Source organism: Paenibacillus sp. YPG26 (genome assembly GCF_023704175.1).
GTDB lineage: Bacteria > Bacillota > Bacilli > Paenibacillales > Paenibacillaceae > Fontibacillus.
Genome location: NZ_CP084530.1, coordinates 1,008,423 through 1,030,501 on the forward strand (window position 1 = coordinate 1,008,423; position 22,079 = coordinate 1,030,501).

General features: G+C 48.5%; 22 protein-coding genes. 19 read left to right on the forward strand and 3 right to left on the reverse strand.

Translation table 11 applies throughout. The annotated features are described in order from the left end of the window. The first annotated feature begins 2 nt into the window (after window positions 1–2). From LDO05_RS04610 to LDO05_RS04660, 11 genes are all read left to right on the forward strand, one after another. Window positions 3–1,151 (forward strand): AAA family ATPase, encoded by a 1,149-nt coding sequence (locus LDO05_RS04610; protein WP_251377737.1) that lies wholly within the window; start codon window positions 3–5, stop codon window positions 1,149–1,151. 11 nt (window positions 1,152–1,162) lie between these two features. Then, window positions 1,163–2,428 carry a TadA family conjugal transfer-associated ATPase gene (locus LDO05_RS04615; RefSeq protein WP_251377738.1) on the forward strand — a complete coding sequence of 422 codons (1,266 nt, stop codon included), beginning with the start codon at window positions 1,163–1,165 and terminating at the stop codon, window positions 2,426–2,428. After that, a complete protein-coding gene (locus LDO05_RS04620; RefSeq protein WP_251377739.1) occupies window positions 2,406–3,248 on the forward strand; it encodes a type II secretion system F family protein in 843 nt (280 codons plus the stop codon). Before LDO05_RS04615 ends, LDO05_RS04620 begins: the two co-directional genes overlap by 23 nt. A gap of 12 nt (window positions 3,249–3,260) precedes the next feature. Then, window positions 3,261–4,133 carry a type II secretion system F family protein gene (locus tag LDO05_RS04625; protein ID WP_251377740.1) on the forward strand — a complete coding sequence of 291 codons (873 nt, stop codon included), beginning with the start codon at window positions 3,261–3,263 and terminating at the stop codon, window positions 4,131–4,133. A gap of 39 nt (window positions 4,134–4,172) precedes the next feature. Continuing rightward, window positions 4,173–4,367 (forward strand): Flp1 family type IVb pilin, encoded by a 195-nt coding sequence (locus LDO05_RS04630; RefSeq protein WP_251377741.1) that lies wholly within the window; start codon window positions 4,173–4,175, stop codon window positions 4,365–4,367. Further along, entirely contained in the window at window positions 4,364–5,023 is a 660-nt protein-coding gene (locus LDO05_RS04635; RefSeq protein WP_346657617.1) for a TadE/TadG family type IV pilus assembly protein, read from the forward strand. Before LDO05_RS04630 ends, LDO05_RS04635 begins: the two co-directional genes overlap by 4 nt. A 37-nt stretch (window positions 5,024–5,060) precedes the next feature. Continuing rightward, window positions 5,061–7,268 carry a TadE/TadG family type IV pilus assembly protein gene (locus tag LDO05_RS04640; RefSeq protein ID WP_251377743.1) on the forward strand — a complete coding sequence of 736 codons (2,208 nt, stop codon included), beginning with the start codon at window positions 5,061–5,063 and terminating at the stop codon, window positions 7,266–7,268. Further along, a complete protein-coding gene (locus tag LDO05_RS04645) occupies window positions 7,237–8,211 on the forward strand; it encodes a TadE/TadG family type IV pilus assembly protein (protein ID WP_251377744.1) in 975 nt (324 codons plus the stop codon). The genes LDO05_RS04640 and LDO05_RS04645 overlap by 32 nt, the downstream gene beginning before the upstream one ends. A gap of 295 nt (window positions 8,212–8,506) precedes the next feature. Further along, complete coding sequence (locus LDO05_RS04650) at window positions 8,507–9,013, forward strand: A24 family peptidase (protein ID WP_251377745.1); 507 nt, start codon at window positions 8,507–8,509, stop codon at window positions 9,011–9,013. 26 nt (window positions 9,014–9,039) lie between these two features. Then, window positions 9,040–10,794: a DUF6382 domain-containing protein gene (locus LDO05_RS04655; RefSeq protein WP_251377746.1), complete on the forward strand. Its 1,755-nt coding sequence runs from the start codon at window positions 9,040–9,042 to the stop codon at window positions 10,792–10,794. 101 nt (window positions 10,795–10,895) lie between these two features. Beyond that, a complete protein-coding gene (locus LDO05_RS04660; protein ID WP_251377747.1) occupies window positions 10,896–11,195 on the forward strand; it encodes a hypothetical protein in 300 nt (99 codons plus the stop codon). A 317-nt stretch (window positions 11,196–11,512) separates the two neighbouring features. Here LDO05_RS04660 and LDO05_RS04665 read toward each other — a convergent pair whose 3' ends face one another. Then, complete coding sequence (locus tag LDO05_RS04665) at window positions 11,513–12,421, reverse strand: TIGR01777 family oxidoreductase (protein WP_346657641.1); 909 nt, start codon at window positions 12,419–12,421, stop codon at window positions 11,513–11,515. A gap of 162 nt (window positions 12,422–12,583) precedes the next feature. Next, window positions 12,584–13,054, reverse strand: coding sequence for a DUF2621 domain-containing protein (locus LDO05_RS04670; RefSeq protein WP_251377749.1), 471 nt, complete (start codon window positions 13,052–13,054; stop codon window positions 12,584–12,586). Window positions 13,055–13,210: 156 nt separating this feature from the next. On the opposite strand from LDO05_RS04670, the gene LDO05_RS04675 reads away from it, so the two are divergent. Further along, window positions 13,211–14,332 (forward strand): deoxyribonuclease IV, encoded by a 1,122-nt coding sequence (locus LDO05_RS04675; RefSeq protein ID WP_251377750.1) that lies wholly within the window; start codon window positions 13,211–13,213, stop codon window positions 14,330–14,332. A gap of 28 nt (window positions 14,333–14,360) precedes the next feature. Then, window positions 14,361–15,260 carry a formyltetrahydrofolate deformylase gene (gene purU / locus LDO05_RS04680; RefSeq protein WP_251377751.1) on the forward strand — a complete coding sequence of 300 codons (900 nt, stop codon included), beginning with the start codon at window positions 14,361–14,363 and terminating at the stop codon, window positions 15,258–15,260. Window positions 15,261–15,344: 84 nt separating this feature from the next. Here the strand turns inward: purU and LDO05_RS04685 are convergent, their stop codons facing one another. Next, on the reverse strand, window positions 15,345–15,929 hold the full coding sequence (locus LDO05_RS04685; protein WP_251377752.1) for a GbsR/MarR family transcriptional regulator: 585 nt from the start codon (window positions 15,927–15,929) through the stop codon (window positions 15,345–15,347). Between the two features lie 322 nt (window positions 15,930–16,251). On the opposite strand from LDO05_RS04685, the gene LDO05_RS04690 reads away from it, so the two are divergent. Genes LDO05_RS04690 through LDO05_RS04715 form a run of 6 tightly spaced genes read left to right on the forward strand, consistent with a single transcriptional unit; the run spans window position 16,252 to window position 21,958 of the window. Beyond that, complete coding sequence (locus LDO05_RS04690) at window positions 16,252–17,079, forward strand: carbohydrate ABC transporter permease (protein WP_481857044.1); 828 nt, start codon at window positions 16,252–16,254, stop codon at window positions 17,077–17,079. Between the two features lie 13 nt (window positions 17,080–17,092). Further along, a complete protein-coding gene (locus tag LDO05_RS04695) occupies window positions 17,093–17,935 on the forward strand; it encodes a carbohydrate ABC transporter permease (RefSeq protein WP_251377753.1) in 843 nt (280 codons plus the stop codon). Between the two features lie 56 nt (window positions 17,936–17,991). Continuing rightward, a complete protein-coding gene (locus LDO05_RS04700) occupies window positions 17,992–19,317 on the forward strand; it encodes an ABC transporter substrate-binding protein (RefSeq protein WP_251377754.1) in 1,326 nt (441 codons plus the stop codon). 2 nt (window positions 19,318–19,319) lie between these two features. Further along, a complete protein-coding gene (locus tag LDO05_RS04705) occupies window positions 19,320–20,816 on the forward strand; it encodes a CehA/McbA family metallohydrolase (RefSeq protein ID WP_251377755.1) in 1,497 nt (498 codons plus the stop codon). Window positions 20,817–20,845: 29 nt separating this feature from the next. After that, window positions 20,846–21,601, forward strand: coding sequence for an HAD family hydrolase (locus LDO05_RS04710; RefSeq protein WP_251377756.1), 756 nt, complete (start codon window positions 20,846–20,848; stop codon window positions 21,599–21,601). A gap of 24 nt (window positions 21,602–21,625) precedes the next feature. Further along, window positions 21,626–21,958, forward strand: coding sequence for a DMT family transporter (locus LDO05_RS04715; protein WP_251377757.1), 333 nt, complete (start codon window positions 21,626–21,628; stop codon window positions 21,956–21,958). Window positions 21,959–22,079: the final 121 nt, after the last annotated feature.

Sequence of the window (22,079 nt, forward strand, 5' to 3'; positions counted from 1 at the left end):
GGATGGTTCCTGTAAGGATTGTGCTTGCCGTGCAGGATGAATTTTATATTGAAGCGTTCCTGCATTATGTCAATTGCAGTGAATTTCATCAGAAGCTGAGGGTGACAGCATTTAGCAAGGTGGAAGCATTTCAGAAGAGAATGATGGATGCCGCGGAGGTGCCGGATGCTGTGGTGGCGGAGCCCGGATACCTGGAATTCTGGAGTCCATCGGCCGGGGAGAAGCGGATTCCCAGAATAGGGCTCATTGAAGGAGAGGCAGAACTGCAGGACGATGTTATTGCGCTGCATAAATATCAGCCCCTCAAGGAGCTCATCACCTCAATCATGACGGCTGTTCAGGGACAACGGAAGCCCTTGGTAACCATCCCAACGGATAGGGCAAGAGTGATCGGTATCTACTCGGTTAATGGCGGAAGTGGTAAGTCCACTACAGCTCTACAGCTTAGCAGACAGTTCAGTTCAGAAGGGCTGAGGGTATTGTTATTGAATCTGGAGACAGCTGGCAGTGGATTCGCCCGGGCTTCAGGAAGACAAGAGCATGAAGTATCAGGGCTCGGCAGACTCCTCTATAATCTGCAGGCGGCGGAGGATAAGGGGGACACTCTTGACCTGTCCGCTGCTAACTATGTTATCCGGGATCCTAATCTTCAGGCCGCCATGTTCGAACCTCTTAACAATTTAAATGAATTATTAGAGCTTACAAGAGAACATACGATTAGGTTGATTAACTGCTTGGCGGCTAGCGGAGCCTATGATCTTATCTTAGTAGACACGGATAGTTATCCATCCGGGTGTACGGAGGGAGTGCTGGAACGGTGCGACCAGCTGATATGGCTGACCACGGACGATATAGGCGCTGTCCATAGAACAGGCCGCTGGCTTGCTCACCTGGAACGAACAAGAGGGGAATTCTATTCGACTCTGGTTCAGAAGTCTATTTTTACGGTGAACCGGTGCCTGGGAAATCTGGCGAACCAGCTCCCACTCGGGAGTGGAATTCCCTATCATACTTTGCCTTACATTCCAGCCTGGAAGCAGTTGGATTCCTGGGAAGAGCTATTCCATTCACCGGAATATCAGCGCGATCTGATGAAGCTGTGCGGCCATATTATGAAGATGTCAGGCTTCCATGCTGAGGCATCTGCATGAGGGGGATGGGAATGACGGAGACTTGGTTCAGACAGCTTCGCGGCGAGATTAGAGCGGGTCTGGATGTTACATCAAGCATGAGTGACATTGAACTTATGGACCATATTGAAGGCCGGGTGCTTCAGGATGAACAAGTGATAGATTTGACCGCTGCTGAGAAGAGGAAGGTGGTCCGTAGAGTCTATGACTCATTCCGGGGGCTGGATGTTCTGCAGCCTCTAGTGGAGGACAAGTCCATAACAGAAATCATGATTAACAGTCACCAGGAGATATTCATCGAACGCAAGGGGCATGTAAGCCAAATTGATATGAAATTCGAATCCAGAGAACGCCTTGAAGATATTATCCAGTCGATTGTATCGGCAGTGAACCGGGTGGTGAATGAATCGGCCCCTATTGTTGATGCCCGGCTCAAGGATGGTTCACGGGTGAATGTGGTGCTTCCACCAGTTGCCTTGAAGGGACCAACCATGACGATTCGTAAGTTCCCGGAACGGCCGATGACTATGGATGAGATCGTGGCTACCGGATCATTGAGCGAAGAGGCGGCAGTATTCCTGCAGGACCTCGTCCGAAGTAAATATAACATCTTCGTCAGCGGTGGGACAGGCTCAGGCAAGACTACCTTTCTGAACGCGTTATCCCAGTATATCCCTTCAGACGAGCGTGTCATTACAATTGAGGACTCTGCCGAGCTCCAGATCACAACCGTTCCGAACCTTGTATCACTGGAGACGCGCAACTCGAATACCGAGGGCAAGGGGGAAATATCTGTCCGGGATCTGATCCGCTCATCTCTGCGTATGCGGCCCAATCGGGTGGTGGTGGGCGAGGTGCGCGGGCAGGAGGCGCTGGATATGTTACAGGCTATGAATACCGGCCACGATGGTTCCTTATCAACTGGCCACGCGAACAGTACCTCTGACATGATCAGCAGGCTGGAGACCATGGTCTTAAGCGGAGCTGAGCTTCCGATCCAGGTTGTAAGGCAGCAGATCAGCTCAGCCATTGATATATTTGTTCACTTGTCCCGTCTGCGGGATCGTTCCCGCCGGGTTACTGAGATCTCGGAGGTGATTGGCATGAAGGACGGGGAAGTGGTCCTGAACTCGATTTATGTTTTCAAAGAGACTGGAGAACAGGCAGGGCGTATTCTTGGCGGGCTAGTGCCGACGGGGAATTCACTCCATCATACCTCCAAGCTCAGCATGGCTGGACTGCCAGGCAACAAATATGAAAGGAAGCAGCTGCCTGATGAAAGTTCATGTTCAGCGTAGAAGCAAGGCTGTGAATCAAAGTGAAGATGTTCATTCCAATGTCAAGGCTAATTCAAATGCCAACGCCAACTCGGCCGCGCTTCCCGATTACAAAGTGCACATTCTAACGTCTCGTCAGAAGATCACCAGTATGGCTGTGGGCGGGATCGTGCTTTTTACGGTGGGATATATATTCTTTCATGCCTGGTTCCTGTCCGCCATTGTGGGTCTAGGCGGGATCTACGCACCGAAATTCTGGAGCAGATACCTCCTGACCAGAAGGAGAGAGGCTTTGTCTCTGCATTTCAAACAAGCCTTATATTCTCTTTCTTCCTCGTTGGCTGCGGGCCGTTCGGTTGAGAATGGCTTCCGGGAAGCGATCTCCGATCTTCGGCTACTGTACCCGGATGCAAGGAATGACCTCATTACCGAGCTGCATATCATTTGCACGCGAATGGAATATGGACAGCCCGTAGAGGAGGCCTTGCAGGATTTCAGCCAGCGTGCGGGGATAGAGGATATTACGAATTTTGCCGATGTGTTCACAACCTGCAAAAGAACGGGCGGAGATCTCGTGGAGATCGTGCGGCGAACCTCCGGCATTATAAGCGAAAAGCTGGATATCAGCCAGGAAATTTCCGTCATGATTGCGCAAAAACGGTTTGAATCGAAAGCGCTGCTTGGAGCGCCGATCTTCTTCCTGCTGTTCATGAATTTTTCCTCACCGGATTATATGCAGCCTTTATACAGTGGCATAGGACTATTCATCTCGGGAATGGCTCTGCTGATGTTCGGGGGATGCTTCTGGCTGATCAATAAGATTATGAATATTCGAATATAGGGGGCAGACAGATTGCTGATATGGATAATTCTGCTCGGTGCACTCGGAGCCGGATGGGGACTCTTGTATCAGAAATCATCCAGGTCCTATAAGGACTGCGGGGATTTCCAAATGGATGGGCTCAGACTTCAGAAGCTTGCTCCCCCCATGCTCTACCTGCTTGATAAAATACGGTTCGCCGGACGGTTTCCGATGTTTTTTTTCAAAGTGCAGCGTTCTGTGCAGAAAATGTGCGGGGAGCGGAGAGTGGGTGATTTCACTCTTATATTTCTTGCGGAGATGCTCTCTTATTCATGGCTTCTCCTGACCGCGGGCGCTCTGCTCTCTCTTTTAATGGGAGGGGATCCGGCAGGCTTTGGAATTGGGGTCATGCTTGCAGTGCTGATTCCGGCAGCGCTGGTTACGGATCTTCACCGGAAGGTAGTAAGGCGGGAGCAGGAGATCATCATGGAGCTGCCGGAGCTGCTGAATAAGATCATTCTGCTTGTAGGCGCCGGGGAGACAGTGCAGAAGGCAATCCGGCATTGCCTTGAGCGCAAACGGGAGCAAAATCATCATCCGCTGTACCGTGAATTGCTTCAGATGTCCAGAGAGATGGACAGCGGATACTCGTTCCAGCAGGCTTTAGAAAGCTTCAGCAAACGCTGCGGCATACAAGAGGTATCTGCTTTTACCACAGCTGTGCTGCTGAACTTCAGACGGGGAGGGAGCGATTTCGCGCTTGCTCTTCGGGACCTGTCACATTCGTTATGGGAGAAACGGAAGGCGGTCAGCCGGACCCGGGGAGAGCAGGCCTCGTCCAAGCTCGTGTTCCCGATGCTGCTGCTTTTCTTGATTATTGTTGTTCTGGTGGGAACACCGGCCTTTATGGCCATGAGTTTATAAAGTTAAATAATAATTTGAACACACTTAGGAGGAATTGGAATGTTAGCGACGATCCAGGGGAGAATGAAGCAGTTGTGGAAGGATGAGAAGGGTCTTGGGATGCTTGAGATTATCTTGATTATTGCGGTGATCGTAATTATTGCTGTTATCTTTAGGGAACAGCTCTCAAATATCGTGAAGAACTTATTGTCAAAAGCAGGGTCAAAGACAAACGAATTCATGGATGGAAAATGATCCGAAGGCTGAAGAGGGACACGAGAGGAAGTTTTACACTTGAAGCTTCGTTAGTCATGCCAATTGTTCTAATATGCACCATGCTGTTGTTATTCCTCTGCCTATATTTGTATCAGACCGCGATTCTCGGGCAGGCCGCCGCTGTGGCAGCGGAACGTGCGGCGAACACTTGGGATAACAGCTATCGCGATGCCCGCACAGGTGCCTTTGAAGCAGATGAACATGATGGATTGTACTGGAGGTTAACAGATGATGCTATGGTGCAGGCGATATTCGGATGGGCGGGTTCTGGACAGGTGTCCTCTCTTTCCCTTCCCACGGGCGGGACTGGGGGCTCGTTGGCCGTAACCAAGTTAAGCCATACCGGCAAGGAAGTGCCATCCCATATTAATGGAACAATGGAATACAGACGGAATTTGCTGCTCAGAAAGGTGACTGTATCGCTCGATAGGCTGATTCACTTAGCTCCGCTGGAAAGAGCGATGGGAAGCGGTCTGAAGCAGCTTGGATACTCCACTTCCTATGTTGTTGAGCCTGCGGAGTGGATTCGTACGGTTGATCTGGGCAGGTATTATGCCGCCAAGTTTAAGAGCGGGAAGGGCTCGGGAGCTAACCCCAAAGAGGCTGGAGCTGCTTTGAAGCAGTATGCCAAGTAGAAACCAAACCTATCTTAGGTGTGAATGGAGGGCATGAATGTTTCATAAGGAGCGCTCCGAACGAGGTGCGGTAACTATATTTTTGATTATTATCTTTGCGTTTGTCTTTGCATTTGTATCTATATTTATTGACTACGCACGAATGTCAGCTCTGCAGACACAAAGTGAGCAGATATCGCACGCTGCGGTACGTTCCGTTCTATCGGCGTATGACCCGGATCTACTGGAACGTTATGGTTTATTTGCTTATGGGGGCACTGATGAGAATTACATTATGTCTAAAATGCTTCAGGATGAGTTCGACCTGCTCTCCCGAAGTGATGACTTGTCAATTATGAAGGCTAAGCTGGATAGTTCATCCGTGCAGTTGGAACGGCCTCTGGGGAGTCATACGGTTTTTACCCAGCAAATCCGTGAACAGATGAAATATAAAGCGCCTATCGATTTCACAATTGAAGTTGTGAATAAGTTCAAACCGATGTCAAGCGTTATGAAGGAAGCCTCCAATACTGTGGAAGTGATGGGGAAGCTGCAGAAGCTTTATGATGAGCGAGAGGAGAAGCTTAACCAGCTGATCGACAATCAGCGTAAGTCAGCAGCCGCGGTGAAGGAGCTTTCTTCATGGATTTCAAACAGAGGAATCATCACGATTCCAGATGAGCCGTTAAATGGAAGCATCTCTAGCGTAAGGGATGCGGCGGCCCAGTTCGAAGATTATAAATCCAAGATAGAAGAAGATAGTAAGAGAAAGCCAATAGATAGAATGTATGACATACAGATTTCGTATTATGCTAACGGAGTTTCACAAGCCTTTAATCATGTAACCAGAGGTCAAAGAGATTCAGCGGCGAAGCATCAAGAGCTTCTCCCTGCCGCCAAGGAGCTGGCTGAGCAAGCCAGGCTCATCAATGACCAGATGAAGCAAGTAATCAAGGATTCAGAGAATCGATCTGCGAATAGCGGGTACGATCAGGTCGGGTCGGGTTCCCCCGGAGGGGATGAGGCCGGAAGTGAAGAGATCAGAAAGATCCGGGAGCAGAGCAGAAAGCTGCTTCTTCCGGAGAATTTGCTCACCCAAATGGAGACCAATATTGAGGAACAGAAAGTGAGCTTCAACCGTCTTAACGGGCAACTAAGCGGATTGATATCACTGGAAGGCTCTCTTCATAGCATTGCAGGCAGCTCGGGCCCAATCAAGAATGCAGTTGTTTCTACAGGACAAGAGGCAGACAATTACCTTCGAAAGTTCGTGGACGCAGGCGGGGCGCTGGATCAGGAATCCAAGCAGCTGGCAACCTATAGAAGCTATGATGATGCGCGCAAGAAGACGGAGCAGGAAGCCAAGGGCAAGCTTGAACAAGCTGGTAATATACTCAAACAGTTATCTGGCCTGAAGGATAAGATGAATGCCAAGCAAGAGGAATTCAATACACTGGAAGGTTACTTCAACGAGAATGTGAATCTAAATGCTAAAGGCGGCTCGAGCAGCGCCGGACAGACTTCCTCTGGAAGTGATCCCTATGCGACCGGTCAGCATTCTATGAACAACATGGATAGCCTGTATGGATCCATGTCATCTCTACTGGACGGAATGACAGATAACTGTTACCAGACAGAGTATGCTGCCGGTTATTTTGAACACTTTGATGTTACGAAGCTCAAAGACATAGTAAAAGGCGGCGGTTCAGGTTCTATTAATGGTCTGGTCGATCAATTTGGGCCCGAACAGCAGGAGATAGAATATATTCTCTATGGCTTCCATAACCCTGGCGGGAATATTGCGGCAGCCTACGGAGAGATATTCGCTTCCAGATTGGCTGTTAGAACTATGGAAGGCTTTATTAAGAACAGTTCTGCAGGAAATCCACTGCTCATACTTGCTTTGGCTTTGCTATACGGTATTGAACATGCGATTCAGGATATGGTGACCCTGAGTGAGAAAGGCAGTATTCCTTTGAGCGATTATTTCAGAGTCGAGCTTACCTATTTGGATTACTTACGAATATTCATGCTTCTTCACGGACAAAGTGATGCACGACTTTCCCGGATGCTTGCCGTGATCAGGCTTAATACCGGAATTAACCCTGATCAGCGGAACACTTATATTTCTAGTGAGGTTACCCTCGCGATGCCGCTATGGTTCTTGCCCGGGGTAGCCAAAGCCCTTAATGCGTCCGGAATTCTGGAAGGCCGGGTGGAAGGGAACCGATACTATGCCGTTAAAAAAGCGGATTATTCCTACTAAGGGTTGGCGAAATGTCCGGGGAAGTATTGTACTTGAAGCATCGCTTGTACTCCCAGTTTTCCTGCTGTTTATATTTTTTCTTATCTATATGGTTCAGATGACCGTCATTTCTACGCAGATGCATACTGTGGTCTCGAATGCGGTTAGGCAGGTCTCTGCTTCCATATACCCTGTCGCACTGGCTGTACAGTCCCGGCAGGATAAGGGGGGAGAAGGTAGCGTCACCCTTCAGATGCCCAAAGCTTCTTTATCCGAATGGGCTGCCAAGTACACCTCGCAGATGCAGCCTCCATTCTCTGATTGGGTAAAGGAGGCTGCGGCCAAAGGAGACGAACCGCTGCAGGATCTTAAGAATCAGCTGTCTGAGGCGCTACTCGACCCTGTGATGAAGCCGCTGCTGCACCCTTTTATGGAGGGGATAAATCTTGATGAAGACCGATTGCATGTCAGCAGGGTTGTGGTGCCTGACTTAAAGACAGGAAAAAACCCTTATTTTGGCTTGGAGATCAGCTATGAGCTGCCTATTAAGGTGCCATTTACTTCGGATAAGATTGTACTCCAATCCAAAGCTGTAGAACGGTTGTGGATTGGGGATACCCATGAACAGTCTACTGATAGCGCGGCGGAAGAGGGGACGGATAAAAATGGTCAAGCTGCAGTGGTCTTGTCCAAGCCAGATCCCGCGTATACGGGAAATCAGGCTCGCATCCAGGCACGAGCTGCACCTGGCAGCAAGGTCACTTTAACTGTGTATTATAAGAGCGGCAGAAGTGTTGCGAAGTATCTGGGCGAGGCAGTAGCGGATTCATCGGGCAATGTGGAATGGGAATGGCTGATATCCGGGAACACCACCCATGGAAATTGGACATTTGTACTGGAGACAGAAGAAGGTATGCGAACAACGGATAGTTTCCAGGTGGCTGGAAAAGGGAGTAAGAAGTAAGCAAATGCGAAGTATCAATAAGTACAAAGTAAGTACGAAGTAGGTAAGCAGGAATTAAGTAAGCATGAATTAAGTAAGCAGATACGAAGAAACAAAAAACAAAGCAGAAACCAAGCAAAAAGCAAGTAAGAAATAAGTAAGTAAGTAAGCAAGTAAGCAAGTAAGAAGCAAGACGAAGTTAATTCAAGCTTAGCGAGCAAGAAGTGAGTATGAAATAAGCAAGAAGTAAGAACCAAGCAAGTAGCAATTATAAAGTGAATAAGCAAGAAGTAAGTAAGTTATCGGAGGAGACTTCATGGACATAGGATTTGTGGGATGTATGATTTTTCTGTCAGCTGCGTTTGTTACAGATATCAGGTATATGAAGATTCCTAATAAGCTTACTGTACCTGCGATGGTGGCAGGCGTAATGTACCAGCTATGGGCTGGTGGCTGGGTGGGACTGGCTTCGGGACTCAAGGGAGCGGTTATCGGATTTGGTATTATGCTAGTCCTGTATTGGACCAGAGCGGTTGGGGGCGGTGATGTCAAGCTGTTCGGAGGTATTGGGGCCTGGATGGGTACGGGCTTCACCTTGAGTTCTCTGGTCTACTCTATTGTTTTTGCAGGATTACTTGGCCTTCTGATCCTAATTTGGAGAAGGGAAGTCATTCAGAGAATGAGAGGGGTTCTGAACAGTGTGCTCGGAGCCATTATTCTGAAGGGGCTTGGACCTCTCAAAAGCAATGAGAGTGACATGCTGAGCTTTCCCTTTATGCTAGCTGTATTGCCCGGTGTGTTGACGGCTTATTACTACTTGTAAAAGTAAAGTATAGAGGAGGTCTTGAATTGCTTAGTCTGCAGACTGATTTCGTGCGCAATGGCGGCACGTATATGGTTCTCTCGACAGAAGCGGGAATGATGTCTACTGAGCTGAACCGGGTACAGTGCGGGATGATCGCATCCACCTCCATTCCGTATTTGCTCAAACTCCATGTGAAGGAAATCGATCTGGGAGTAACCCTTCACTACGATATTACTGGACGAAGGATGCTCTCACAATGTATGAAGAGTGAGAAGATCAGCATGCCCGAATTCTACGTGCTGCTTCTCCAAATAGTGAATGCTCTGGATGAATCCAAGCAATATATGCTGCAGCCATCAAATTATTGGCTTAATGAGAATTATATTTTTGTAGATGGCAGTCTGAATCTCGGCAAAGTATTCCTTACTTATATTCCCTTGAAAGAAGAGCTGACCGCTGAGCCAATTCAGAGTCAGCTGCTCTCTATAATTATGAAGCTGATCACCTCTGTATCTGTACTTGAAGGTATTGGGGTACAGAAGATCATGCAGTTGTGTGCAAGTGATCTGTTCTCCCTCGCCGGGTTTCGAAAGCTCCTACGGGAGCTTCTCGCCGGAGATGGTCAGAGTTATCCGGAACTTGAGCACACCAAGCGGGCTATGGCCTCTAACCATGATCTAACCATGAGTCGGAGCATTCAGACAGACAACCGTCCCGTTACGAATGAGCCAAGCTTGCCTCGGTCCGCTCCCTTAGGGATGGGCATTGTTCAACAATCAAAGCTTAGAGAGCCAGAAGAGATAAATTCTATGGAAGATGAAGACAGAGAATTGCCTAGAACGGGCAAGGGCTCATCAACATTTCGAACCTATGTTTTATTAGGGGCAGGGCTCTTCATAGCTTTGATATGGAAATTCCTGTACCTGGATCAGCCTGTTACCTCTGGTCTGTATATTTGCGGAGGGATTACCACTCTGGTGATTGCTGGAGTGATCTTGTTCTTAAGCGGCAGTGGTGGATTAGTTCCAACCCGAAGAGGATTAAGATCCGGACACGGAGCTCTGGAGGAGCATGAACAACACGGAATCTCCTATTCAGAACCTCAACCTGTAGATCATCCAGGGCGGCGGGGGAAATGGAGTCTGGATGAATTCCTTGCGAAAAAGTCAGGGAATGATGAGAAGATAAAGGCGAAGAACTGGGATGAAGCTGAGTGGCGCTGGAATGACCAGTTTCTGACGCAGGATCAGGACGATGGATTCCAAGGCAATGGCTACTCTGCAAGCAGCATATCTGCCGAGCACAAGGATACATTAGGAAGTATGCATACCTACTTGAATGATGCTCCTCCTTCAGAGCCGCACATTGGAACACAAGATCAGCTTGGTGCTGGAAGTGGTTATTATGAACAGCTCAGCGGAAAGACACAGATGCTTAGTCCTGCAAGACAAGCTACGGTTCTGCTGAATGGCCGTGAAGAAGATAGCAACCGGCCCCTAACTCCATACCTGGAAAGAGTGGAGCAGGGGAGCGGGACTGCTGAAAGAATTATGCTGTCAGGAGTAAGTTTCGTTATCGGCCGTTCTGAAGAGGTAGTCCAATATGTTGAGAAGACAGTAGGGACATCGCGTGCACATGTTGAACTGACCATCCAAGGCAGGACGTGCTCGATTAGGGATCTGGGGTCGAGAAACGGAACCAAGCTCCAGGGGGAAGTTATTGCTCCGTATAAGGAGTATCCGCTTGAAGTCGGGAACACATTCTCCATTGCTACAACGAGCTTCAAGCTATGCGTGTGATACGCAAAAATACCATACTATTTCTTTTTAATTATCACTAATTAAGCTATGCCATAGGTTTGCAAGGTTGGTTGCATTAAAATTTCGGGGAATAATCCTACTTGCTTATTGAAGTAGAGAAAACCCTGCTAAATATAAACTGGAAGGCTAAAAAAATAAGCGAACCTACAATGATGTGTATAGCCTGGGATGAAAAAGCAATGAAATTTAATGTAAATATTGAGTACAAAATGCCACCGATTAAGCCTAACACTGAATACGAGACAATGGTCGTAAGCAATCTTAGATACTTATTATCACTATTTCTGTTCATGAGTAATCCATCCACTAGGATGGATAGCGGCACAATTAAGAAAAGAAAAATAGTCAAGTTGATAAGTAGCCCAATAGTAAACTTATAACCAAACGAATAGTAGTGAACGTTTGCAAGCCTTTCACTTAAAGGAACATAGTGATAAATTCCCATCACAAGTGATAGTAAAAAGGCAGTTAGTAGAGCAGGAAGGATTTTTCCACGGGGGCTGTTAACTCTATGTTTTTTGGTCATCTCTAATAAACCTCCTTTTTGGATATGTTATTGAACAACAGAATTTTTAAGAGTTCTATTTTCAACACACCCTACGTTCGGATTCTGGCGATTGCTTGCTGGGGTATGAATCGATAACGCAGTTTTTTACTTCAATCCATGTAATTCAATTTTTTGCGTTCTTTAACATCCTTATTTATGCCTTTTCAAGTCAGTAACAGCCTCGATCAGAGTTGGGAACTGAAAAGTGAATCCCTGTTCCAGTGCTCTGCGCGGCAAGACCCGCTGCCCGTCAAGCAGCAATGTGGCTTGCTCTCCTAATGCGATTTTAAGCAGGAGAGCAGGGAGGGGGAGCCAATAAGGGCGGCCGAGTATCTTCGCAATCGTACGTCCAAACTCATCATTCATTACAGGAGTAGGGCTAACCGCGTTGAGTGGCCCGGTAATTGCCGGGTTCATCACGGCGTAGTCGATTAAGCGCACAATATCGTGCAAATGAATCCAGGACATCCACTGCTGTCCGCTTCCTACTCGTCCGCCAAAGCCTAACAAAAAAGGCAGGCGCATCAGCGGATAGGCTCCTCCCTCATTACCAATCACAACACCGGTGCGCAGGGTGACTATGCGGACTGCTGAATGCACCATAGATGCGGCTTCATGCTCCCATTTCAAAGCCACATCAGATAGAAAGTCCTGCTTGCTGGTCGGACTGTTCTCATCAAATTCCTCTGACCGCGAGGTTCCATAGATTCCTACCGCAGAGCCTTGAACAATAACAGCAGGCTTCTTCTGAAGCTTATTAATTAACACTGCGATAGCCCGAACGGAGTTTAGTCGTGAGCTTAGAATCCTCTGTTTGCCTTTCTCCGTCCATCGTTGATTAAGGGATGAACCCGCCAAATTAACCAGCGCATCTAAGCCCTCCATGACTTCTGGCGAGCTCTCAAGCTCTTCCCAGGTTATATACCTTGGAGCAGAGGCTGAACTCTTCCGGTCAGCAGTTGGAATCTGACGCGTAACAATAATGACCTCATGGCCCTCTTGCAGCCAATAGGATACTAGAGCGCTTCCAATAAATCCAGTTCCTCCACAGACGGCCATCCTCACTTTGACCCCTCCTCTTAACTAATGATTAACCTATATTCTTAGCGATTGTGGCGCTGAGCTAGAGCTGTTCCGGTATGGTTATACTAAGACATAAACAAACCCACCGAGGCACAAACCAGGCAGGTGGGTTCTAGTCTATAAGCGATAGGATTCATCTCATTTATTCATTAGATGCTTGTATGGCGAATAGTCAATTTCATTCTTCTTCAGAAATTTAACAAGGAACTTGTTATCCCGCTTTGGCGTAGCAACAATATATCCTTTAATGCAGTGGTCGCGAGTCACTTCAGATGCACCGCTCTCAATCGCAATCTTGCCAATTTCAGCAGCTATGGAGTGCTTGGCAATATCCCGGAAGGCCTGAGGGACAGGAGAGACCAGCTTATCGAGGAAAGCTTTGGCATCATCGGTCCACATCGGACGGCTGCGCTCCACCCAATAATTCTGCCAATCCAGCTTGGACTTGCCATCTGCCTTCGGCAGCACCTTCATAAATTTGCGGAACATAAAGAATCCTCCGATGGTCATAACTCCCAGCATAATAAATCCCCAGAAAACGATGGTGTTCATGAACCAGCGGTCAGGCGCAGATGAAACAGCGAACGGGAGGACATTCCAGAGATACATCTATATATTCACCTCAATTTAATATTCACATGCGGCGTGTTCAGGGCCTATATTCACTAGTGATTATTAGGAATTATACCTTATTTCTAGATTTATTTGAATATTCGCGATAAAATATACTGAATCAAAATCATTTGCTAAGGGGGATACAAGGAAGTGCTTAAGATCGGTTCCCACGTTTCGTTATCCACTAAAGGATTGCTAACAGCCACGGGCGAAGCTGCCTCATACGGCTCAAGCTCTTTTATGATATACACAGGCGCACCACAGAATACTCGCCGCAAGCCGGTTGATTCACTGTTTATTGAAGAAGGCAAGGCCGCGATGGCCGAAGCTAATATAGACGAGATTGTCGTGCATGCCCCTTATATCATTAATTTGGGCTCTTACAAGGAGAATACCTACCAATTGGCGGTTGATTTTCTTAAGGAGGAGATTCGCCGTACACATGCCTTGGGTGTAAGGAATATTGTGCTTCATCCGGGCGCCTTCACGGATAAGGATGCGGATTACGGAATTGACCGTATCGCTGCTGGTCTTAATGAAGTTCTAAATGGCACAGCCGAGACGGACGTAAGCATTGCACTTGAGACCATGGCCGGGAAGGGGACTGAAATCGGCAGGAACTTTGAGGAGATTGCCCGGATTATTGAGCAGGTCGAGCACAAAGAGCGCCTGACCATCTGCCTGGACACGTGCCACATTCATGATGCCGGGTATGATATTGTGAATAATCTGGATGGTGTACTGGAAGAGTTCGACCGGGTGATTGGTCTGAATCGAATCGCGGTGGTGCATATTAATGATAGCAAAAACCCGGTAGGTGCCGGCAAAGACCGCCATACCCCGATAGGCTCAGGCTGGATTGGCTTTGAGGCGATCCGGCGTGTGGTTCACCACGAGAAGCTTCAAGGCCGTCCGTTCATTCTGGAGACGCCATGGATTGGCAAAGACGCTAAGACCCAGCGTCCGATGTACGAGGTGGAGATTGCCCTGCTTCGCGGAAATGTGGCTGAGCGGTTCGGGGAGAGCTTTCTGTCCGAAGTGGAACAGATTCATTCTTTCTTCGATAAGCAGGAAATTTATCCGCGTGCCTTCATCATCAGTACGTGGGAGCTGCTTAAGAATGATGCCAAGGCGAAGAAAGCTGATCCGCGTGAACCGCTGGAACGTCTGTATGATTCTATTGTTGAAGCAGGCTTGTTCCCGGAACTATCAGAAGAACAGATTAATCAACGTATTATTGCCTGGCTGGCAGTAAATGAACTTACGGTATAGGTGAATTTAAGGAGGATTTTTGTAACAAATGGACACTCATGTGAAATCAGGTCTACTACCTGTAAAAGAATATCAACAACATCGCGCACGTATGCTGATCTCCTGCCCTGACAGTCCGGGGATCGTGGCTGCTGTATCCCATTTTCTTCATGAGCACGGGGCTAACATTGTCCAGTCGGACCAATACACAATGGATCCAGAGGGCGGCATGTTCTTCATGCGTGTAGAATTTGACCTGAACGATCTGAGCGGCAAATTAAAAGGAATCAAGCTTGATTTCCAGGAAATTGCGGACAAGTTCCAGATGGAATGGAACATCTTCCCATTGAATGAGAAGAAGAAATTGGCCATCCTGGTATCCAAAGAGGATCACTGTCTGGTTGAACTGCTGTGGCAGTGGCAGGCCGGTGATCTGGATGCCGAAATCTCTATGGTCATCAGCAATCACCCGGACATGCGCGAGTACGTCGAATCCTTCGGTATCCCGTACCACCATATTCCAGTAACTCCAGATACGAAGAAGGAAGCGGAGCAGCGCCAGCTTGAATTGTTAAATGGTAACGTGGATCTGATTGTGCTTGCGAGATACATGCAGATCGTCTCCCCGGCTCTGATTGAGCCTTACCGGAATCGGATCATTAATATCCATCACTCCTTCCTTCCCGCATTTGTCGGGGGTAAGCCTTATGCTCAGGCATATAATCGCGGCGTGAAGATCATAGGCGCTACCGCACACTATGTGACAGAGGAACTGGATGGAGGTCCAATTATTGAGCAGGACGTTCAGCGTGTAAGTCACCGTGATAATGTGAGCGAGCTGAAGCGTATTGGCCGGACCATTGAGCGGGTTGTACTTGCCCGCGCTGTGAAATGGCATATCGAGGACCGTATTCTCGTTCACCAGAACAAGACGGTCGTGTTTAGCTAACAGATATATCATCAAAAGGCACCCTGGCACGAACGGGATACGTTCCCGTCTTATGCAGGGTGCCTTTTGGCGTTCAATTTCTGTCTAGGCTTCATCGCTTTCAAGACTCCCGGAATCTTCCCGCTTAGCGATGTCTTTGGTCTGCTCGAACAAATGCCCACCCTGCAGCATATCGATGAACTGCTGCATCCAGCTGTAGAACTCAACGGCATGATAGAGCTTGTGCAGATCCTTCAGCGCATGCTGCCGAATGTCCTCTGGAGTATCCGGATGGAGAATTAATTCCTTTAAGTCTGGAAGGACCCGGTCAATCGCTTCCATCATCAAATCCCGTTCTCTTTGAAATTTGGTGGAGAAGAAATTACGGAAGGTGACGAAGAAGTCACTCTGAGCCTGGTACAGGTCTTTGCGGTCTCTCTTGGTATCCAGCTTCTCAATCATTCGGGAGTCCAGCAGAGAACGGGCGGCATAGCTCATGTTGCTCTTGCTCATACCCATCTTGTCTTTCATCTCTTCCAGGGTCATAGGGTCGTCTTCAAAAAACATGGTTCCATAAAGGGCCCCGGCCGACGGGGTCACCCCATACAAGTCCATAGTGACACTGATTGCTTCAATAACCTCGTTTCTAAGTCCAATCCACTCTTTATACCTAGGCTCATCTTCTCTCATGGCTTTCCAACCTACCCATCATCCGAATTCAATAATTGTTGAATCTTTATCCATTATAACGTCTGTCCTGACCTGTTACCTAGAAAAGGCACTCTTTTTACAATTTTAATCCAAAACATGTTGAGATTTTACCTGGTTTTAACCCAAGTTTTTTAAATGAGTGTACAATTTTTATTATACAGAATATGAAATAAGACATATAACCAGCTGTATACATAAGTATTCAAATAAAATTGTACATATGAAATGATTGGGGATGTTGTTGTTGAAAAGATCTCGCAAATGGGGAGACATACAAGCTCTGTGGTTCGCCTTGCCTGCTATGCTTCCGCTGACCGTCTTCTGGCTTATACCGATGGTCTACATTATTTATCTGAGTATGACGGATTGGGATCTGATGAGTCCTGTAAAAACCTTTGTAGGTTTTGACAATTACACTTACCTGTTTAAAGATCCTGAATTCTATCAATCCTTGCAGACGACATTGATCTTCACAGCGGGGAGTGTGATTCCAACCATGATTGGGGGTCTGCTGCTGGCCCTCTTACTGAGCAGCAAGCTGGCAGGTTCAGGCCTATACCGGGCGATTATTTTTTCTCCATGGGTGACACCGACGGTAGCTGTGTCTATCGTGTGGGCTTGGATATTTGAGCCCCGCTCCGGAATGGCTAATGCCATTCTCAGTGGGTTAGGCATGGATACGGTTCCGTGGCTGCAGGATTCGGTCTGGGCGATGGTTGCCATTCTCATAGTAACCATCTGGAAAGGGATAGGCTGGGTCATGGTGTTCTATCTGGTTGCTCTGCAATCGGTACCCGACAGCTTGAGGGAGGCGGCGCAAGTGGATGGGGCCGGCAGAATAACCTGCTTCTTCAAAGTTACCCTGCCGTTACTATCACCAACGACCTTCTTCCTTTTCATCATTCAGACGATAGATTCCCTGCAGGCTTATGACCAGATCAATATTCTGACTCAAGGCGGCCCCGCGGGGTCAACACGTACAGTTCTGTATTTGTACTATCAAGCCGCCTTCGACCAGTTCAATGTAGGCCAAGCTTCGGCCGTTGCGCTTCTGCTTGTGGTCTTCACCGCCTTGTTCTCGTTAGCATCTATGTGGATGTCCCGTAGAAGTGTTCACTATTTATCGTAGAAGGAGATACTCCATGAAATTAAGTCATTTGCTTCCAAAGCTGTCCCGTCATGTATCTCTAATTGTGATTAGCTTCGTTATTGCTTTTCCATTTCTGTGGATGATCACGAGCTCCTTGAAGTCGGATGGGGAGATTCGGCGCTTTCCGCCCGTGCTGTGGCCTGAGAAGCCGCTGTGGAACAACTTCTCGGCCGCCTGGGATGCGGCTCCTTTTGGACAATATTTACTGAATAGTGTCTTGGTTGCATTAGTGATTGTCTTTATCCAGATCTTGAACTCAGCCATGATGGCCTATGTGCTAACACATATGAAATTCCGGTTCAAAAATGCGCTGATGGCGATCATTCTAACCAACTACATGCTTCCTGTATCCGCGACTTATCTTCCGAGCTACATCATTTTGTCCAGGCTTGGTCTCATTGACACCTACACGGGGCTCATCATTTCCAACGCGGTCAGTATCTTCTCCATCTTTCTGATCCGTCAGGCCTTCATGCAGCTGCCCGCAGAACTCGCGGAGGCTGCGAAGATTGACGGGGCGGGGCATGCGCGAATCCTGTTCTCCATTCTGCTTCCGCTTGCCAGGTCGTCTTTCATCATCATGGCATTGCTGACCTTTATCACGAATTACAATAACTATTTCTGGCCGATGCTGATCACGAAATCACCGGAATTAAGTCTGGTGTCTGCGGGACTGAGATCCTTCTTTGTCGAGGGCGGCGGGTATGGGATGAAATGGTCACTCATCATGGCGGGTAGCACTTTTACAATTCTGCCGCTGCTGATCCTGTTCGTAATTGCCCAGAAATGGATCATTAAGGGGGTGAGCAATGCCTTCAGTGTGAACAAAGGATAGGAACCCGGACAATGCATCTAACAAATTATTAGAGAAAAGTGGAGGTTAGTGAAATCATGCGTAAATCCAAATCTATTCTGGCATCACTGCTCGTGCTTAGTTTTATCCTATTATCCGCCTGCGGGAACAAGGGTGAAGCAGACTCGGCGTCCAAGGCGACCGCAGATGTCCCTAAGAGCTCCGCGCCAGTTGAAATTGAATTCTGGTACGGTCTCGGGGGCAAGCTCGGTGACAATATGAAACGTTTGATCGACAAGTTCAACTCGTCCCAGAAGGAAGTTGTTGTGAAGCCTGTAGTCCAAGGCAACTATGATGAAACGAAGAAGAAACTGCAAGCAGCAATGGCTTCCGGGAAAGTGCCTGCAGCTGTACTGTCCGCTGATATCAGCTGGGCCAAGAAAGGACTGTTCGCTCCGCTGGATGATTTGATCGCCAAGGAAGATTCCTTTGATACAGAAGACTTCATTCCAACCTTCCTGGAGCAGGGGAAAACAGACAACAAGCAGTATTTCGTTCCGATGTACGGAACGACTCAGCTGCTGTACTATAATAAGTCGATGTTCGAGAAGGCCGGTGTAACAACAGAAGATATTAAGACATGGGAAGGACTGGCTGAAGCCGCTAAGAAGATGACGGTGAAGAACGGTGACAATGTGAAGGTGTACGGCTGGGAACCGATGTGGGGTTACGAGAATCTACTGGATGCGGTTCTCAGTAAGGGCGGTAAAGTGCTTAGTGATGACGGCAAGACCGTCCTGATCGACAGTCCTGAATGGATTCAGACTTGGGACAGCTTCCGCAAATGGATTCATGAAGACAAAATTATGTCTATTCACTCTGGTGGGCAGGGCTGGGAATATTGGTACAAGACGATTGATGACGTCATGCAGGACCGCGCGGCTGGATATACAGGCTCAAGCGGAGACCAGGGTGATCTGGATTTCAACAAGCTGGCTGCCGCACCGCAACCAGGCTGGAACGGGCACGAACCGGCTCCTGTAGCGTCTGCCATTCTAGCGGGAATTCCAGCAGCAGCATCACCTGAACAGCAGGCAGCGGCTATGAAGTGGTTCGCCTTCTTCACAAGCGCACAGACCACAGCCGACTGGTCGATGAATACGGGATATATCGCTGTTCGCAAGTCAGCAATGGAAGAGCCTGCATTTAAAGCTTTTGCCGAGAAAAATCCGCAGAGCAAACAGCCGCTTCTTCAGGCGCAGACCGCTTCAGCTCCATTTATCGACCCTACAGGCGGCAAAATTACGGACGCCCTAAAAATCGCTGCCGACAAGCTGGAAATTCAAAATTTGCCGGCGGATCAAGTGCTTAAAGAGGCTAAGGAAACGGCTCAGCGAGAGCTGGATCGTGTACAGGGGAAATAATTATGAGCTGCGAGGAAATTAAAATCGAACAACAGGGACAGCAGGGAATTCTATTTCAGCACTCTTTTACACTTAACAAGTCTGGGGAATGGCTCGCACTGCGGGCCGTTCACCCTCTCGCTCAGTGGCTGCAGATATGGGTTAAAGATCCTCAGGGAAATATCCGGATGCAGTATCTGGGCAAAGGGGAAGAGAATACGCTTCTGCTTACAGCTGAACCCGGGGATTCAACCTGTGGTTCGGTGCCCGGGGCGGTACCAGCGGGACAATGGAGCGTTCAAGTGTTGGCCGTTAACCGTGAGTCGGCTCCGTCATATTCACTTCACATCCAATCCGGGGAAGGAACACCTGGAATTGAAGGGACGCTTCATCCGGTAGGATCCAGGTTGTGGAGCGGCTTGCCCGCAGCCTCAGGGGCTCTGAATTATGAGCTTTATGACTGGAACAGAGTTCATTCCACAGAGGCCCGGTGGTATCGTGGGGACTTCCATATGCATACAAGACTTACAGACGGCAAGCAGACCGCTGAGGAATTAAATGCTCAAGCAGTGCGGCAAGGACTTGATTTCATTGTCGTGACTGAGCATAATTTTCTGACTACGGGCTGGCCTGATACCAATCTGTTGGTCATTCCAGGTGTGGAGATCACCTCGAGTCAAGGGCACTGTAACATCCTGGGTATTCGCAGCTGGATTGATTGGATTGGAGAAGGGGGAGCGCCTGCATTTGAGACATCTGCAGGGATGGAGGCTATTCTGGCGGAAGCCCGTAGTCAAGGCGCGGTGTGCAGCTTGAACCATCCGGAGCTGGCCCCTTGGGATTGGCAGCTGGATGTGCGTCTGGATGTCTTTGACACGATAGAGATTTGGAACGATCCGACCTTTCCGGATAACGAGAAAGCGACAGAGGAGGCCCTGAAGCTGTGGGATATGCTCTGGAAGCATGGGGTCACCCTATGGGGCATAGGAGGCAGCGACACGCACAATCTTCCGCATGAGAGTTATGTCCCGGATGGACCTCCATCGTTGGTAGGTGACCCTGTCACCTGGGTGTGGAGTGAGGAGCTGTCTGTTCATGGAATTCTAAATGCGGTCCGCGGGGGCAGAAGCTGCGTAACAAGAGGTCCGGTTCTGGAGCCCCGGTTATATGCGAATGAGCGCATATACAGGCCGGGTGATCAGGTGCGTCACGAAGGACAATCGAACTCTCTGGTGCATTATGATTACGAACTTCGTGTAGAGGATGCTGGTGAGGGAAGTTATATCAGGTGGATGGTTGACGGGGTTGAAGCGGGCTTAACCGGATGCGGTAAGGGAGGGGACTACACTTACTCCTTTACCTGGCCGTCTGGAGAGTATCACTTCATTCGGGCTGAGATCCGTGATTCAGCAGGAGGTCTGCTGGCTTTTACCAACCCGGTCTATCAAGGGACACCAGTACCCAAGCTCAGTACATGGGGAGAGCTTAAGGTACAAATGCAGATTAAGAATATGAGATAATCAAGTCCAGCAAAAAAGGGGAGCCGGGAATGCCGAAGTTGAAAGTCTCTGGCCGGGAATATGAAGTAGACGGTATATTATTTGACAAGGATGGTACACTGCTTGAATTTCTGCCTCTATGGGGCGGCTGGGCAGGGCTCATGGCTGACCAGGTTGCAGGAGCAATCAGCAGCGGGGAATTCCCGGTCCCGAATGAAGCCAAGCGTGAATGGCTGGGTCTCGAAATGGACGATCAGGGCCGGGTAACCGGATATGATCGCGAAGGACCGTTATCGATTGCGTCCATACCCGAGATTGAAGGTATCCTTGCCTGGCAGCTGTACAAGCATGGATGGGCCTGGAACGAGGCCATAGCTCTAATCCGTAGTTTTCGGGTGAAAGCCGCGCAGGATATGGAACGGGAACGTCCTGTGATACCGGTGCAGGGGCTGCCGGGTTTTCTTGATCAATGCAGCCGACTTAGCGTTCCGCTTGGGGTAGTTACTGCAGACCAGACTGCCGAGGCGGTAAAACATTTGAATTGGATGAGGATCAAGGGCAGGTTCAAGACGATCATAGGCAGTGACCTCGTATCTGAAGGCAAGCCTTCTCCAGAAATTATTTTTAAAGCATGCAGAGACTTGGGGATTTCTCCTGACAAAGCCGCGTTGATTGGTGATACTGGCGGGGATATGCAGATGGGCCGCGATGCAGGCGTGGCCGTTACGATAGGAATTGGCAGCGGCGGCAGATTGCCGGACGCCAAAGAAATGATAAGCACATACGATTCTCTTATTATTAACTAGGATATATGCCAAAGGATGAAGCCAATGGGCTGGTTATACTTATGCTTTGCAATTGCGATGGAACTTACCGGTACCCTGATTATGAAATATTCAGAGGGATTCTCGAGGCTCCTGCCTTCGGTCCTTATGTTTGTGTTCTATGGATTCAGCTTCACTTTCTTAACCTTCGCGGTCAAGACTCTTGAGCTCAGCATGGCGTACGCCATATGGTCCGGTCTGGGTACCGTGTTGATTACGACGGCAGGCGTTCTCTTGTATGGGGAACAGATTAATTTGATGAAAGTTATATGTGTTGCTCTAATTGTCCTGGGCGTGGCGGGCCTTCACCTAGCTTCATTATCAGTGAAAACCGGCTGAATTATTAATTATGAACAATCTGTCCTCATCGAGATGGCACGGGTGGCGATATGCCTCCCGCTCGTATGAGGCTTTTTGATTTTTTGGGTACACCAGTCAGATCTCGTATAGTTTGTTCAAA

Coding starts and splice junctions, on each gene's coding strand:
- LDO05_RS04685 (WP_251377752.1), bottom strand. CDS start 15,929: ATGAGAGAAGATGAGCCTAGGTATAAAGAGTGGATTGGACTTAGAAAC.
- LDO05_RS04635 (WP_346657617.1), top strand. CDS start 4,364: ATGATCCGAAGGCTGAAGAGGGACACGAGAGGAAGTTTTACACTTGAA.
- LDO05_RS04615 (WP_251377738.1), top strand. CDS start 1,163: ATGACGGAGACTTGGTTCAGACAGCTTCGCGGCGAGATTAGAGCGGGT.
- LDO05_RS04640 (WP_251377743.1), top strand. CDS start 5,061: ATGTTTCATAAGGAGCGCTCCGAACGAGGTGCGGTAACTATATTTTTG.
- LDO05_RS04670 (WP_251377749.1), bottom strand. CDS start 13,054: ATGTATCTCTGGAATGTCCTCCCGTTCGCTGTTTCATCTGCGCCTGAC.
- LDO05_RS04650 (WP_251377745.1), top strand. CDS start 8,507: ATGGACATAGGATTTGTGGGATGTATGATTTTTCTGTCAGCTGCGTTT.
- LDO05_RS04715 (WP_251377757.1), top strand. CDS start 21,626: ATGGGCTGGTTATACTTATGCTTTGCAATTGCGATGGAACTTACCGGT.
- LDO05_RS04620 (WP_251377739.1), top strand. CDS start 2,406: ATGAAAGTTCATGTTCAGCGTAGAAGCAAGGCTGTGAATCAAAGTGAA.
- LDO05_RS04700 (WP_251377754.1), top strand. CDS start 17,992: ATGCGTAAATCCAAATCTATTCTGGCATCACTGCTCGTGCTTAGTTTT.
- LDO05_RS04695 (WP_251377753.1), top strand. CDS start 17,093: ATGAAATTAAGTCATTTGCTTCCAAAGCTGTCCCGTCATGTATCTCTA.
- LDO05_RS04610 (WP_251377737.1), top strand. CDS start 3: ATGGTTCCTGTAAGGATTGTGCTTGCCGTGCAGGATGAATTTTATATT.
- LDO05_RS04710 (WP_251377756.1), top strand. CDS start 20,846: ATGCCGAAGTTGAAAGTCTCTGGCCGGGAATATGAAGTAGACGGTATA.
- LDO05_RS04690 (WP_481857044.1), top strand. CDS start 16,252: ATGCTTCCGCTGACCGTCTTCTGGCTTATACCGATGGTCTACATTATT.
- purU (WP_251377751.1), top strand. CDS start 14,361: ATGGACACTCATGTGAAATCAGGTCTACTACCTGTAAAAGAATATCAA.
- LDO05_RS04645 (WP_251377744.1), top strand. CDS start 7,237: ATGCCGTTAAAAAAGCGGATTATTCCTACTAAGGGTTGGCGAAATGTC.
- LDO05_RS04705 (WP_251377755.1), top strand. CDS start 19,320: ATGAGCTGCGAGGAAATTAAAATCGAACAACAGGGACAGCAGGGAATT.
- LDO05_RS04665 (WP_346657641.1), bottom strand. CDS start 12,421: ATGGCCGTCTGTGGAGGAACTGGATTTATTGGAAGCGCTCTAGTATCC.
- LDO05_RS04630 (WP_251377741.1), top strand. CDS start 4,173: ATGTTAGCGACGATCCAGGGGAGAATGAAGCAGTTGTGGAAGGATGAG.